General features: G+C 62.2%; 14 protein-coding genes. 8 read left to right on the forward strand and 6 right to left on the reverse strand.

Annotation, left to right across the window (positions count from 1 at the left end; genetic code table 11):
* Nucleotides 1–34 precede the first annotated feature (34 nt).
* Nucleotides 35–2,239, reverse strand: a complete 2,205-nt coding sequence (gene tkt, locus OS914_RS10200; protein WP_267545971.1) for a transketolase — start codon at nucleotides 2,237–2,239, stop codon at nucleotides 35–37.
* A 422-nt stretch (nucleotides 2,240–2,661) separates the two neighbouring features.
* Between tkt and OS914_RS10205 the strand changes: the two genes are divergently transcribed.
* The gene (locus tag OS914_RS10205; protein WP_267545950.1) at nucleotides 2,662–3,609 is read left to right on the forward strand and encodes a heme o synthase; all 948 of its coding nucleotides are present in this window, start codon (nucleotides 2,662–2,664) and stop codon (nucleotides 3,607–3,609) included.
* A 194-nt stretch (nucleotides 3,610–3,803) separates the two neighbouring features.
* On the opposite strand, the gene OS914_RS10210 is transcribed toward OS914_RS10205, so the two are convergent.
* Genes OS914_RS10210 through OS914_RS10220 form a run of 3 tightly spaced genes read right to left on the reverse strand, consistent with a single transcriptional unit; the run spans nucleotide 3,804 to nucleotide 6,494 of the window.
* Entirely contained in the window at nucleotides 3,804–4,760 is a 957-nt protein-coding gene (locus OS914_RS10210) for a COX15/CtaA family protein (protein ID WP_267545951.1), read from the reverse strand.
* A 4-nt stretch (nucleotides 4,761–4,764) separates the two neighbouring features.
* A complete protein-coding gene (locus OS914_RS10215) occupies nucleotides 4,765–5,541 on the reverse strand; it encodes an ABC transporter permease (RefSeq protein ID WP_267545952.1) in 777 nt (258 codons plus the stop codon).
* Nucleotides 5,538–6,494 carry an ABC transporter ATP-binding protein gene (locus OS914_RS10220; protein ID WP_267545953.1) on the reverse strand — a complete coding sequence of 319 codons (957 nt, stop codon included), beginning with the start codon at nucleotides 6,492–6,494 and terminating at the stop codon, nucleotides 5,538–5,540. Before OS914_RS10220 ends, OS914_RS10215 begins: the two co-directional genes overlap by 4 nt.
* A gap of 214 nt (nucleotides 6,495–6,708) precedes the next feature.
* On the opposite strand from OS914_RS10220, the gene OS914_RS10225 reads away from it, so the two are divergent.
* From OS914_RS10225 to OS914_RS10255, 7 genes are all read left to right on the forward strand, one after another.
* The gene (locus OS914_RS10225; RefSeq protein WP_420713925.1) at nucleotides 6,709–7,503 is read left to right on the forward strand and encodes a helix-turn-helix transcriptional regulator; all 795 of its coding nucleotides are present in this window, start codon (nucleotides 6,709–6,711) and stop codon (nucleotides 7,501–7,503) included.
* Nucleotides 7,503–8,978 carry a Fe-S cluster assembly protein SufB gene (sufB, locus tag OS914_RS10230; protein WP_267545954.1) on the forward strand — a complete coding sequence of 492 codons (1,476 nt, stop codon included), beginning with the start codon at nucleotides 7,503–7,505 and terminating at the stop codon, nucleotides 8,976–8,978. The genes OS914_RS10225 and sufB overlap by 1 nt, the downstream gene beginning before the upstream one ends.
* The gene (gene sufD, locus OS914_RS10235) at nucleotides 8,978–10,264 is read left to right on the forward strand and encodes a Fe-S cluster assembly protein SufD (protein WP_420713926.1); all 1,287 of its coding nucleotides are present in this window, start codon (nucleotides 8,978–8,980) and stop codon (nucleotides 10,262–10,264) included. Before sufB ends, sufD begins: the two co-directional genes overlap by 1 nt.
* A complete protein-coding gene (locus tag OS914_RS10240; protein WP_267545955.1) occupies nucleotides 10,264–10,641 on the forward strand; it encodes a non-heme iron oxygenase ferredoxin subunit in 378 nt (125 codons plus the stop codon). Before sufD ends, OS914_RS10240 begins: the two co-directional genes overlap by 1 nt.
* Nucleotides 10,642–10,657: 16 nt before the next feature.
* Nucleotides 10,658–11,422: a Fe-S cluster assembly ATPase SufC gene (gene sufC, locus OS914_RS10245; protein ID WP_267545956.1), complete on the forward strand. Its 765-nt coding sequence runs from the start codon at nucleotides 10,658–10,660 to the stop codon at nucleotides 11,420–11,422.
* A gap of 37 nt (nucleotides 11,423–11,459) precedes the next feature.
* Nucleotides 11,460–11,804: a metal-sulfur cluster assembly factor gene (locus tag OS914_RS10250; protein ID WP_267545957.1), complete on the forward strand. Its 345-nt coding sequence runs from the start codon at nucleotides 11,460–11,462 to the stop codon at nucleotides 11,802–11,804.
* A 179-nt stretch (nucleotides 11,805–11,983) separates the two neighbouring features.
* Nucleotides 11,984–12,616, forward strand: a complete 633-nt coding sequence (locus OS914_RS10255) for a glycosyl hydrolase 53 family protein (protein ID WP_267545958.1) — start codon at nucleotides 11,984–11,986, stop codon at nucleotides 12,614–12,616.
* Here the strand turns inward: OS914_RS10255 and OS914_RS10260 are convergent.
* Nucleotides 12,584–13,246 (reverse strand): DUF1254 domain-containing protein, encoded by a 663-nt coding sequence (locus OS914_RS10260; protein ID WP_267545959.1) that lies wholly within the window; start codon nucleotides 13,244–13,246, stop codon nucleotides 12,584–12,586. The two genes, OS914_RS10255 and OS914_RS10260, sit on opposite strands and share 33 nt — an antisense overlap.
* Nucleotides 13,243–13,638, reverse strand: a complete 396-nt coding sequence (locus OS914_RS10265; protein ID WP_267545960.1) for a DUF1214 domain-containing protein — start codon at nucleotides 13,636–13,638, stop codon at nucleotides 13,243–13,245. The genes OS914_RS10260 and OS914_RS10265 overlap by 4 nt, the downstream gene beginning before the upstream one ends.
* Nucleotides 13,639–13,827 lie beyond the last annotated feature (189 nt).

Here is a 13,827-nt window from a genome sequence, read left to right on the forward strand (position 1 = left end):
GCATTTAAAGATCGCACTGTAATAAGTGCTGACGCTACTTTTGATCCCCGGTGGACGACGATTCGGCGCCGGACGGGGCTGCCGAGGATTTGCTCAGGGATTCCTGAGCGGGGGAGCCGGATCCGCCGTTGACCGCAGCGAGAGACTCCTTGGCTGCTGCGGTGACTGCCTCCGCGGTAATGCCGAATTCGCGGAAGAGGGTTTTGAAGTCGGCCGATGCGCCGAAATGCTCCAGCGAAATTGTCCGTCCGTTATCTCCCACCAGCTGGTGCCAACACTGCGCGATGCCGGCCTCCACGGATACGCGTGCCTTGATGGCGATGGGCAGAACCAGCTCGCGGTACTGGGCATCTTGTTTGTTGAACCATTCCAGGCAGGGCATCGAGACGACGCGGGTGGGGATGCCTTGGGCCTGCAGCGCGTCCCGGGCCTGCACGGCAAGTTGAACCTCAGAGCCCGTGCCGATGATGATGACCTGCGGCGTCACACTCCTGCCGCCGTCGGACGCTTCCGCCAGGATGTAACCACCGCGTGCCACTCCTTCGGATGAGCCGAAGGTGTCACCGTCCGCTTCCCCCTCGCCGCGGTCGAAGGTGGGGACGTTCTGACGGGTCAGGACAATACCGGCGGGATTGTCGCTGTTCTCCAAAATGGTCCGCCAGGCGATGGAAACTTCATTGGCGTCGCCGGGACGGACGACGTCCAGGCCCGGAATTGCCCGCAATGATGCGAGTTGCTCCACCGGCTGGTGGGTCGGGCCGTCCTCGCCGAGTCCGATCGAATCATGCGTCCAAACGTAGATCGACGGAACACCCATCAGCGCGCCGAGCCGGACCGCAGGCCGCTGGTAGTCGCTGAAGATCAGGAAGGTAGCGGAGAAGGCCCGGGAACTGCTGTGCATCACAATTCCGTTGACAATCGCTGCCGCCGCGTGCTCCCGGATACCGAAGTGCAGGGTCCGCCCGTAGGGGTTCCCTTTCCACAGCTCGGTCTGCTTGCCTGCCGGGATAAACGACGCGCCTCCCTCGAAAGCGGTGTTGGTCGATTCGGCCAGGTCACACGAGCCGCCCCATAGTTCCGGCAGCTCCGCGGCAATCGCGTTCAGCACCTTCCCGGACGCCTTGCGGGTTGCCACATCCTCGCCGGCCTTGAAAGCAGGGAGTTTTTGGTCCCATCCCTGCGGCAGCTTCCGGGCGGCAATGCGTTCCAGGGTCTTGTTTTGTTCCGGGTGCGCTTCCTTCCAGGTTGCGAAACGCTTTTCCCAGTCGGCGCGCAGTTCCCGGCCGCGCGTCTTGACTTCTCGGGCGTGCGCCAAAACCTCCGGTTCCACCACAAAGGACTTCTCCGGGTCGAAGCCGAGCACTTTCTTGGTGGCGGCAACCTCGTCGGCACCCAGCGCAGAACCGTGGGCTTTGCCCGTGTTCTGCAAGGTAGGGGCCGGCCAGCCGATAATGCTGCGCAGGGCAATGATCGACGGTTTGGACGTCTCCGCCTTGGCCGCGAGCAGAGCAGAATACAACTCCTGGACGTCTTCAACGTATTCGCCGGTCTTGGTCCAATCGACCCGCTGAATATGCCAGCCGTACGCTTCATACCGCATCAGCACGTCTTCGGAGAAGGCGATGTCTGTGTCGTCTTCAATGGAAATATGGTTCTGATCGTAAAGGACCACCATATTGCCCAGTTCCTGGTGTCCGGCCAGCGAACTGGCCTCGCTCGTCACGCCCTCCTGCATGTCGCCGTCGGACGCGAACGCCCAAATCACATGATCGAAGGGGCTCGTCCCGGCCGACGCGTCCGGATCGTACATGCCGCGGTCACGGCGCTGGGAAAACGCCATGCCGACGGCGGACGCAAGTCCCTGACCCAGCGGGCCAGTGGTGATTTCCACACCCTTGGTGTGCCGGTATTCGGGGTGGCCCGGGGTCTTGGAGCCCCACGTCCGCAATTCTTCCAGGTCCTTCAACTCCAGGCCGTAGCCGGAGAGGAATAATTCAATGTAGAGCGTCAGTGAAGTGTGTCCGGGAGACAAAACGAAACGGTCGCGGCCGGTCCACTGCGGGTCCGACGGGTCGTGGCGGAGCAGCTTCTGGAACAGAAGATAAGCGGCCGGTGCCAGGCTCATGGCTGTCCCCGGGTGTCCGTTGCCGACTTTCTGCACCGCGTCCGCCGCGAGCACACGGATCGTGTCCACGGCGCGTTGATCCAAATCGGTCCATGACAGTGCTTCTTCTTCCAGATGTGCCACGTACGGGGCCCTCTCGTTCGGTGTGTACGGATCACGCGCAGGCACCCTACGGCACCCCTCCACCGCGGGGAGATCCTGCAGTTCCCCGTCAGCAGCTGCTGTTCACCGTCGAAACAGATCTTTACTCACTACTTTCCAGCTTAGCCCTAAAGGCATCGGGGGCACACTGAGTCCGACGGCGTGCAGCTCACCAGCGCGTAACGTTGCCGAACCTCGGGTTATCAAACCATCGGCGGCCGGACGCGGGCCCAGAGGGCGATCCCGGCTATGATAATAGGGATACTTTGGGCTTTGGCCTCTGGGCTTACCTCGATTGACTTCGGCGGTGCCGCCCGGCCCGGACAATGGGCCACTGAACGACACAGCTAGAACGACGCAGCTAGAACGACGCAGATAGAACATGGTGACCTTCCGTGAGTGCAACTGATACCCCGATCGCCCCCACCCTCCCGAGGGGCAGCCTCGGGTTCGGCGGCAAAGTCAAGGCCTACGTCGCCCTGACTAAACCCCGGGTGATCGAGCTGTTGCTGGTCACCACCTTGCCGACCATGTTTTTCGCCGCCCGGGCCGTCCCGGATGTTTGGCTGATGGTCGCGACAATGGTCGGCGGCGCATTGGCTGCGGGTAGCTCGGGCGCCTTCAACTGTTATATCGACCGCGATATCGACAAACTCATGCACCGGACGGAAAACAGGCCGCTGGTGACCGGCGCCGTGTCGCCGCGGGAGGCGCTGATCTTCGCTTGGATTCTGGCCGGTGCTGCCATTGCGATCCTGTGGTTCGGGGCGAATCCGCTCACGGGAATGCTCGGCGTCGTGGCTATCTTTCTTTATGTCGTGGTGTACTCGCTCATCCTCAAACGCCGCACCTCGCAGAACATTGTTTGGGGCGGGGCCGCCGGCTGCATGCCAGTCTTCATTGCCTGGGCAGCCGTCACAAACTCCCTTGACTGGCCGGCCTTGATCCTGTTCATGGTGATCTTCCTGTGGACGCCGCCGCACTACTGGCCGCTGTCGATGCGCTACAGCGATGACTACAATGCCGCAAAGGTTCCGATGCTCGGTGCCATCGCGGGGTCTAAGATCGTCGCGGTTCAGGTAGTTCTCTACACCTGGGCCATGGTGGTCTGCTCGCTGCTGATGATCCCGCTGGGCCGGGCCGGCATCGTTTACAGCGTGGTGGCACTGGCGGCGGGCGTGTGGTTCCTGTACGAGGCGCATAAGTTGTACAACCATGCCCGCCACGACGAGGTCACTAACAAGGGAGCCATGAAAGTGTTCCACGGCTCGATCAGTTATCTGACGCTGGTCTTCCTGGCCTTGGCCGTCGACCCGTTCGTCGGTTCACCACTCTTCGGCTGACCGCTGTCCAGTCCTGCCATTCCGGGCTGCATCGCCGGGGCCTACGGCAGCGGCACCCCAGGTTTGCCGTCGTCGACGGGGGCGCCCTAGATGCGCCGTCATCTACCTAAATCCTTGGACGCCTGTCCCCATAAATGACGCCCGCTCCCCACGTAATGTCGGGGAACGGGCGTCATTTGGCCCTTGAGCGGTTCTTAGCGGCGCCGGCGGGAGACTGCGAGGTCAGTGAAGTTCGTGGAGGCAGCCAGCAGAGTCGCGGCGCCAAGCATATGCAGGCCTACCAAGACCGGGGGCAGTCCGGTGAAGTGCTGGGCGTAGCCGATCGCCCCTTGAGCCAGCACAGCAGCCACCAGCAGGATCGCTCCGTGGCGGAGCAGATCCGTGGTTCCGCGCCGCCACAGCAGGGCGAGCAGCACCACGGCGCTGATCACCAAAACGTACACAGGCAGCACATGCATGCGGGTGATCAGATCGGAATTGAGCCCATTGCGGGGGGCATTGGCATCCCCGGCGTGCGGACCGGATCCGGTCACCATCACGCCGAGCATCACGGCCAGACCGGTGCACACGGAGGTGACGACGGCCAGCTGGCGGATGGTTTTGGCCGGACGGCGGTGAACCTCAGGCGCACCCGCCCCGGTTCGGCCGTAGGTCCTGTTCACCAGGAGCATTGAAAAAATGACCAGGGCCGCGGAGACCAGGAAGTGCAGCCCCACCACCCACGGATTGAGCTGCATGAGCACGGAAATCCCGCCAATGACGGCCTGGACTGGAATGCTGGCCAGCAATCCGAACGCGAGCCAGAACAAGTCCTTGCGTTCCTTGCGCAGGTTCCACAGGAAGACCAGCATTAGGGCCGCAACAAGGGCCAGCACAAAGGTCAGCGTACGGTTACCGAACTCGATGACGCCGTGGATTCCCATTTCCGGTGTGTTCACCAGCGAACCGGCGGTACAGCGGGGCCAGGTGGGACAACCGAGGCCGGAGGCCGTCAACCGGACCGCGCCCCCGCTGACGATCAGGACGGACTGACCGATCAGTGAGGCCACGGAGAGCCGACGCAGGGCGGGTGTGACGTTGCGCGGCAGCCTGGCCCGAAGGCCGCGCCGCTGCGCATGGGTCTGTCCGGTCTTTTCTTGGAAAACGGTCACGATCTCAACTCCACTTGAACCAACGAATTGCCGCTGCGGAGGCCACAACCGACCACCCTAATAAGACTACAACTGCCAAAATATTGAACTCGCCGTGCACCAGCGCACCCCGCATGGCCTCACCCAGCGCGCCAGAGGGAAGGAAATGCACGACGGCGGACACTGTGTCCGGCAGGCGGGTGGGCGGCAGTACTATGCCGCCCAAGGCGCCGAACAGTATCCACAACAGATTCGTGATGGCCAGCGTGGCTTCCGGGCGGACCGTGCCGGCCACCAGCAGGCCCAGAGCGGTAAAGGCTACGGCACCAAGAGCCAGCAGCGGGATGCCGAGCAGGATGCCTGCCAGGGGCGGCTGCCACCCCAGGAAGAGGGCGACGGCGGCGACGACGATTGCCTGCAGCACCAGTACCGCGAGCACGGCCAGCACCTTGCCGGCAATCAGGCCGCCCTTGCCCAGCGGGGTGGTGGACAGGAAACGCAGCACGCCGTAGCGGCGGTCGAATCCGGTGGCTATGCCTTGACCGGTGAAGGCCGTGGACATTGCACACAGTGCCAGCACCCCGGGGGTGGCTACGTTGATGCGGCTGGCACCAAGACCATCGAGCAGGGGAGTGACGGCCAATGCCACCAGGACCATCAGCGGCAGCACTATTGCCAAGATCAACTGCTCACCGTTGCGCAGCATGGTCAGTGTTTCGTAGCGGCCCTGCAGCATGATCCGGCGGCCCAGGGCCGCCGGCTTCGAGCGGGCCGAGAGCGGGCGCGTGGCGGGAAGAGTCATCGAAGCTCCGTTCCGGACAGTGCCAGGAATACGTCCTCCAGGGATCGCGAGGCCAGGTGCAAGGAGGTGGGCATGACGTCCAGAGCCGCCCACCATCGGGCGAGCTCGAGCAGATCACCGGGTTCCAGGGCGCCGGTGACGGAGTAACTCCCCGGCCGCGTCTGGCTCACCGACAATTCGCGGCGAAGCGCCGCGGCAGGATCGAGCCCCGGGGGCGCCTCGAAGGTGACGGTGCGTTGCGCTTCCGCCGACGTGGCCTGGCTGAGCAACTGCGCGACGGTTCCGGCAGCAACGGTGGCGCCGGCGTCGACGATGTAGACGTAATCTGCTAATTTCTGCGCATCATCGAGTAGATGAGTGGTCAAAATGATGGCCAGGCCCTCGTCCCGCAGTTCGCGGATCAGGTCAAAAACCATCAGCCTGGCCTGCGGGTCCAGCCCGGCACTGGGTTCGTCCAAAAAGAGGACTTCAGGGTTGCCGACCAGGCTTGCCGCCAGAGCCACCCGCTGTTTCTGCCCGCCGGAGAGCCTGCGGATTGCCGTGTCGGCGAAGGCCCTGATGCCCAGCCGGTCCGCCAACTCGTCGACGGAGCGCGGGGACTCATACATTTGGGCCACATGCCGCAGCAGCGGGAGCGGATGCGCGGACGGAGGCAGGCCGCCATCCTGCAGCATGACTCCCACCCTGGCACGAAGAGCGGCGCTAGGCTTGTCCGGGTCCTCGCCAAGCAGCGAGATCGTTCCGCCATCGCGGCGCTGCAGCCCCTGTGCACATTCAATCGTGGTGGTCTTGCCGGCTCCGTTTGCCCCTAGCAGTGCCGTCACCTGGCCGAACCGAGCGGTGAGGTACACGCCGCTGATGATGCGTTTCATGCGGCCGTCCAATGCGGGGATCGGGCCGACATCGCGGATCAAGCCGTCGATGATCAGGGCGGGGGCGGTAGGTTTTGACACAGGGCCATTCTACGGGATGTAGTAGACGGGCAGTGAGCCTGGCCGTGCGGTGCTTCGGGTAGGTTAACCTTACTGGCCAGCGGGACTAAATTAGATCATGATTGTGTTGTCTAATATATGCAGTCAATCGACGTGTCCTCAGTCCGGCGCAGACTTTTGATCCAGGCATAATTGATCCAGCAATTTTTGATTTAGCAGGGAGTGGAGGTGCTTCGTGAGTTTGCCAGCTAGCCAACCGCCGGTCGAGCCGCCTCACGGACACAGGTCCGGTCCGCTGGCCGAAAGCGATGAACGGACCCGAGACCGGGTACGGGCAGCCGTCCTGGAGCATGGGCCGGTAAGCGCCGCCCAGCTTGGAACACTGCTGGGGTTAACCCCAGCAGCCGTCCGCCGGCACTTGGACACGTTGTCCCATGCAGGTGTCATCGAGGTCAAGCTGATCAGCAACGCCAAATCCGGCGCCGGCCGGCCGGCCCGCCGTTACGTGCTGTCGCGGCGGGGGCAAAGTGAACTCGGTGACGACTATTTGGAGATAGCCCGCACGGCTCTGGAGCAGCTTTCCCTTCTCGGCGGCGACGCCGCCGTCAAGGATTTTGCCGCCAGCCGCTTTGCCGGGATGGAACGGCGCTATCTGCCTATCGTGGAGGCAGCCGGGTCCGATGTCGCGAAACGATCCCGCGCGCTGGCCGAGGCCCTCAGCGGTGATGGTTTCGTGGCATCAGCGGCGACTATCCACGGCGCGTCGGCACTGTCTGCCCAGCAGTTGTGCCAGGGACATTGCCCGGTTCAAGAGCTCGCCACAGAATTTCCACAGTTCTGCGACGCGGAAACCGAAGTTTTTGCCCGCTTGCTCGGAGTGGATGTGCGTCGGCTTTCGACGCTGGCCCGCGGCGGGCATGTCTGCACGACCCATATACCAACGGGACGGGTCAGGGGGCCGGCCGTTGTGGCAGGCCCCGGGGCCCGGCCGCTTAGTGAAGCATCCAACCATCAGCAAGAAAGGCCGTGATGACTGATCAAATAGCGCACGACGTAGGCGCAAAGAGTGTTGTCGAGGACACCACGATTTCGCACATCCTGGAAAACAACCCGGAGTTGGAAGGCATCGGTAATTATGCCTTCGGCTGGTCGGACAAAAACGAGGTCAGCGACAATGCCCGCCGCGGCATCAATGAGGACGTGGTGCGGGATATTTCGGCCAAAAAAGGCGAGCCGGAGTGGATGCTGGATCTACGCCTGAAGGGGCTGAAGTATTTCGACCGCAAGCCCATGCCTACCTGGGGTGCCGACCTCTCCGGCATTGACTTCGACAACATTAAATACTTTGTCCGCTCCACGGAGTCGCAGGCCAAATCGTGGGAGGACCTCCCGGAGGACATCCGGAACACGTACGAAAAGCTCGGTATCCCAGAGGCCGAGCGCAGCCGTCTGGTTTCCGGCGTCGCGGCCCAGTATGAGTCCGAGGTGGTCTACCACCAGCTCCGCGAGGACCTGGAACGGCAGGGCGTGATCTTCCTGGACACGGATACCGCGTTGAAGGAACACCCGGAGATCATGCGTGAGTACTTCGGCACCATCATTCCGGTGGGGGATAACAAGTTCGCCTCGCTCAATACCGCGGCATGGTCCGGCGGGTCGTTCGTCTATGTGCCCAAGGGCGTTCACGTTGAGATCCCGCTGCAGGCGTACTTCCGCATCAACACGGAGAACATGGGCCAGTTTGAGCGCACGCTGATCATCGCGGATGAGGACAGCTACGTTCATTACATCGAGGGCTGCACCGCACCGATTTACACTTCGGACTCGCTGCACTCCGCCGTTGTCGAAATCGTCGTCAAAAAAGGTGCCCGCGTACGGTACACGACCATTCAGAACTGGTCGAACAACGTGTACAACCTCGTAACGAAGCGTGCCATTGCGCATGAGGGTGCGACCATGGAGTGGGTCGACGGCAATATCGGCTCCAAGGTGACCATGAAGTACCCGGCCGTCTACTTGGTTGGCGAGCATGCGAAGGGTGAAACCCTCTCGGTCGCCTTTGCCGGCGAGGGCCAGCACCAGGACACCGGGTCCAAGATGGTGCATATTGCGCCGAACACGAAGTCGTCCATTATTTCCAAATCGGTGGCCCGCGGCGGTGGCCGTTCGGCATACCGCGGCCTGGTGCAGATCCGTGAGGGCGCAACGCATTCGGCCAACACCGTCCGTTGCGATGCCTTGCTGGTGGACACGATTTCCCGCTCCGACACGTATCCGTACGTCGACGTCCGCGAAGACGATGTCTCCATGGGACACGAGGCAACGGTGTCCCGGGTGAGCGAGGAGCAGCTGTTCTACCTGATGTCCCGCGGAATGCCTGAGGACGAGGCCATGGCGATGATTGTGCGCGGATTTATTGAACCGATTGCACGTGAGCTGCCGATGGAGTACGCCCTGGAGCTTAACCGGCTGATCGAACTTCAAATGGAAGGGGCGGTGGGTTAATGACCAACGCTGAACTGACAAAGGAAACATCCGCCGCCAGCAATATTCGCCGGATCGCGGGTATGGACGAGGAGGGTGAGCAGCTCTCCGAGATCAACCCGGTGTCCTCCCCGCTCGGCGGCGCGGCAGCGAAGTCGCACAGTCACGGGGCAGGCGCGGGTATTCCGGACAGCTCACGGGCCGGACGGCTGACCTCATATCAGGTGGCTGATTTCCCGGCGATCACGGGACGCGAAGAGGACTGGCGGTTCACGCCGCTGAAGCGATTGCGCGGATTGGACAGGCTGGCGCTCGACGGCGCAGCCCCCACCGTGGAAGTCCTAAAGCCCGATGCTGTGACCATCGAAACCGTGGGCCGGGAGGACGCACGGATCGGAAGTGCGGGCATTCCCGACGACCGCGTCTCTGCCGCCGCGTGGGGTGCCTTCGCCGAGGCCACCGTCATCACCGTTCCGGCCAATTTTGACGGCCGCTCCGAGGAGCAGGTCACCACGGTGACGTTGACCGGGGCGGGACATGCTCCGGCAGCCAGCCACGTCTTTGTGCACGCCAAGGCCAATTCTGACGCCGTCGTCGTCCTTGATCACCGCGGCTCGGCCGTTGTATCCGAGAATGTCGAAATTCTGGTGGCGGACGGCGCCCGGCTGACAGTGGTCAGCATTCAGGACTGGGCAGACGGCACCACGCACGCCAGCTCCCAGCAGATGAAGATCGGCCGCGACGCCAAGCTCAAGCACGTTGTGGTCAACCTTGGTGGGGACCTGGTCCGCATTAATCCCTCGGCCCGTTTCGCGGGTACCGGCGGCGACGTCGAAATGTATGGTCTGTATTTTGCCGACGCCGGCCAGCACTTTGAGCAGCGGATTTTCGTTGACCATTCGGTGCCCAACTGCAAATCACGCGTTACCTATAAGGGCGCGCTTCAGGGTAAGGATGCGCACTCGGTGTGGGTTGGCGACGTGCTGATCCGCAAGGAAGCCGAGGGTACCGACACCTACGAAATGAACAGAAACCTGATCCTCACGCAGGGCGCGCGGGCGGACTCCGTGCCAAACCTGGAGATAGAAACGGGACTGATCGAGGGCGCCGGGCACGCCAGTGCCACCGGCCGGTTCGACGACGAGCAGCTGTTCTACCTGCAGGCCCGCGGAATTCCCGAGGACGTAGCACGGCGCCTGGTGGTCCGTGGCTTCCTGAACGAAATTATTCAGCAGATCAAGGTTCCGGCCCTCGAAGAGCGGCTCCGGGACGCAGTTGAACACGAATTGAAGGCGGGCTCGCTCTGATGAGTGCCCCCTCGGAATACCGCCAACCGGCCGGCCGTCTTGTCTGCACCGTAGGCGACGTGGGCCTCAAAAGCGCCGTGCGCCTTGAGGTGGACGGTTTTGCCGTTGCTGTGGTTAAAGACTCCGAGGGGAATCTGTTCGCCGTCGGCGACGCCTGCTCGCATGGGGAAATTTCCCTCAGCGAGGGAGACGTCGAGGGCCAGACCATTGAGTGCTGGGCGCACGGGAGCTCGTTTGATCTGCGCACCGGCGAAGCACTGACGTTGCCGGCTTACGAGCCGATACCCGTGTTTGCGCTGGCCGTGGACAGCGGGAACGTGTACGTGGACGTGGAAAACATTCTTAACGGGGTTGCCGCCCCGGAACTCGAAGCTTAAAAGGAGAAATTAGGGTATGTCTACTCTGGAAATCAAGGACCTGCACGTCAGTATCGACACTGAGCAGGGCAAAAAGCCGATTCTCAAGGGCGTTAGCCTTTCCATCAACTCGGGTGAGACGCACGCCATTATGGGGCCCAACGGTTCCGGCAAATCCACTCTTGCATCCACGATTGCGGGCCACCCCCGCTACGTGGTGGACAGCGGTTCCATCACCCTGGACGGGGAAGATGTGTTGGCGATGAGCGTTGACAAGCGCGCCCGCGCGGGACTTTTTCTGGCCATGCAGTACCCGGTCGAAATTCCGGGGGTAACGGTGACCAATTTCCTGCGCACTGCCAAGACGGCAATTGATGGCGAGGCCCCTAAACTGCGGACCTGGACCAAGGACGTCAAGGACGCCATGGCCCAGCTCCGGATCGAACCCGAGTTTGCCGCACGCAACGTCAACGAGGGTTTCTCCGGAGGTGAAAAGAAGCGGCACGAGATTCTGCAGTTGGAGCTCTTCAAGCCCAAATTCGCAATCCTGGACGAGACCGATTCTGGGCTCGACGTGGATGCCCTCAAGGTTGTGTCCGAGGGTGTCATGCGCGCCAACGAAGACGGCACCATGGGCACGCTGCTGATCACCCACTACACCCGCATCCTGCGCTACATTAAGCCGGACTTTGTCCATGTCTTTGTTGACGGCAACATTGCCGAGCAGGGCGGTCCAGAGCTGGCGGACCGGCTTGAAGCAGAAGGCTATGACCGCTTCCTGCCCGCAGCAGCCCAAGCCTAATTTCATCCGCGAGGATGGATAAATGTCAGAAGGAATCATGACTGAGACCAGCACCACCCCAGCCAATCCGGCACAGACGAACCTTGAGGACGTAGAAGAAGCCCTCAAGGATGTCATTGACCCCGAACTGGGCGTCAATGTGGTCGATTTGGGCCTGTTGTACGGCCTGCGCTATGCCGAGGACGGTGCTCTGCTCATCGACATGACCCTGACCACGGCGGCATGCCCGCTGCAGGATGTTATTGAAGAGCAGGTCGAGAGCTCCGTCAGCGATCTTGTCGACGAGTGGCGGATCAACTGGGTGTGGATGCCGCCGTGGGGGCCGGAAAAGATCACCGACGACGGTCGGGACCAGATGCGGGCCCTGGGCTTCAACATCTAAGCATCACTGCATCGCTACGGTCTGGACAACCGCCGCCGACCCTCGACCAAGGGTCGGCGGCATGCGGTCGATGTCCAGCGTCGAGCGGGCGTTCGCAGGGGAGGGTGCTGGCTGGAACCGCGGGCGCAGCGGGGAAAACGAAGGACCAGAGCCCAGCAACCGGCGCGTCAGCGGCTCCGGTGAGTAGCTTGAGTGTCCGGGGCGCTGACATCTCTTTCACTCTGCAGGAGGTGGCCATTGGCACGGCGGTCCGGGATGCCGCCGGTGTTCGTCCAATCGAACAACTGCTTGCCAGCCGTGGTGCCAACACCCTCCGATTGCGGTTGTGGGTCAACCCCCTTCCCGGGACTAGTGGGCTCGCCGAGACGCTCGTAATGGCGCGTCGGGCGCGCGATGCTGGCCTGCGCATCATCCTAAGTTTGCACTACTCGGACACCTGGGCCGACGGTAAATCGCAATCGATGCCCAAATCATGGCGAATGTTTGACGACGCCCAACTGCTCAGTGCCGTAGAAAGCTACACCCGCATCGTCGTCGGCGCCTTAGACCAGCAGGGTACGCCAGCAGACGTTGTTCAGACCGGCAACGAGATCAGCAGGGGGATGCTTTGGCCCGCCGGGCAGGTTTACCGCTCCGATGGCGAGCTGGTCTGTGCCTTTTGGCGTAATTGGCGGCGTTTTCACAGCGCAATCTGGCGCACGGCGCAGCCCGCACGGAGATCCCTGAACGCACGCCTTGTGGGTGGCGTGTTCCGGGGACATGCGGTGCTCGCGAATTGCTCACGGTCTTTTTGTTGGTCTGAGTTGGATTAGCTTCGCGAGTTCGTATGCCGTGTGGCGGTCATTTTCGTTGGCGACGAAAACCCGGCCGATCAGTAGGGCGGCGTTGTGAGGAACGTCGATCCGGGTCATGCCAGGTGGCGTACTGCCGTGCCATGTGAGTGCGCAGAGGAGGAAGTCGCCGCTACTGGTTCCGGTGGTACGTTTGCCCACGTAGGCGAAGTTGGCGCCGCTGGTCGGGTCGGTGAATTGCACGCTGTAATAGCGTTGTTCCATCTCGGGCACGTGCAGCACTCGTGGTCCGGCGCTGACATCCAACCAGCCGCCAAAGTAAAGGACGTCATCGGTGCCGGTCGCGATGACGCTTCCGGACAAGGCGGACTGGGACGGGCTCTCTGGTACGGCATAAATCGTGTTCACTGGGATCGGTCCCTCGCCTAGCCCGTGCCGGATAAATATTCGTTTAAAGCCGCCCAACGTAATCCGCGGCCAGAAGTAGATGAAGACGAACGTACCGATCACCCAGATGGCCGCAGTTGTCGCTGCCAGCACAATGATCGAGCCCAGACCACCGGCCGAAATTCGCCTGGAGGTGACCCACGCGAAGATTGCCAGGATGGCGATCGTCACCGCAGTGGCATATTTCAGGATGAAGCGATTCATGACGGCACCCGTATGACCGGAGGAACCTGGTACCGGCCGTCTACGATGGCCGCTCCGGGGAGGTAGGCGCGGAGCATGAGCTTGAACCGGCCGGGCGGTGTCGCTACCCAGTTCTGCGCCGCACCGGATGGCTGGTGCGGCTGGAGCAGAATGTCCACTGAGCCGTCGGCGTTCGTCACGAGACCGGAGTGGTCATTCACGCTTGCCCGCCCGGTTGGGGCGTTGACCATATAGCCGACGGTGTCCGTCGCGGTAAGTGACCAGAAGGCATCATTCGGTGGAAGCTGACCTGCCGGGAAATGAAGGCGATACGCATGCTCGCCACTGAGACGGTTCCCCGCGTCATCACTGGCCGCTGTCCAGTAGGCGGCCTCTTCAAACACGTTGACCACCGGGAGTGCCTTCTGCAAGGCCGCTCGAACGAGGAGTCCGTTGCCGGGATGGCCAGCTTTGCGTGTGTTTCGTCAAGTTAAAGTAGGCCATTTCGGCGCTAAGAATCAGGCCACTGCGGCGCGTTTTTAGGCCATTTCAGCTGTCTGCTCATTTCATCAACGCGTTTTTGACTCGGTAGGACTCGCCGC

The organism is Arthrobacter endolithicus, from assembly GCF_026627425.1.
In the GTDB taxonomy this organism is placed as follows: Bacteria; Actinomycetota; Actinomycetes; order Actinomycetales; family Micrococcaceae; genus Arthrobacter_M.

Bases quoted from the DNA above. Each gene is read 5' to 3' on its own strand.
- OS914_RS10250 (WP_267545957.1), top strand. From the start codon at position 11,460: ATGACTGAGACCAGCACCACCCCAGCCAATCCGGCACAGACGAACCTT.
- sufB (WP_267545954.1), top strand. From the start codon at position 7,503: ATGACTGATCAAATAGCGCACGACGTAGGCGCAAAGAGTGTTGTCGAG.
- OS914_RS10260 (WP_267545959.1), bottom strand. From the start codon at position 13,246: ATGAATCGCTTCATCCTGAAATATGCCACTGCGGTGACGATCGCCATC.
- sufC (WP_267545956.1), top strand. From the start codon at position 10,658: ATGTCTACTCTGGAAATCAAGGACCTGCACGTCAGTATCGACACTGAG.
- sufD (WP_420713926.1), top strand. From the start codon at position 8,978: ATGACCAACGCTGAACTGACAAAGGAAACATCCGCCGCCAGCAATATT.
- OS914_RS10240 (WP_267545955.1), top strand. From the start codon at position 10,264: ATGAGTGCCCCCTCGGAATACCGCCAACCGGCCGGCCGTCTTGTCTGC.
- OS914_RS10215 (WP_267545952.1), bottom strand. From the start codon at position 5,541: ATGACTCTTCCCGCCACGCGCCCGCTCTCGGCCCGCTCGAAGCCGGCG.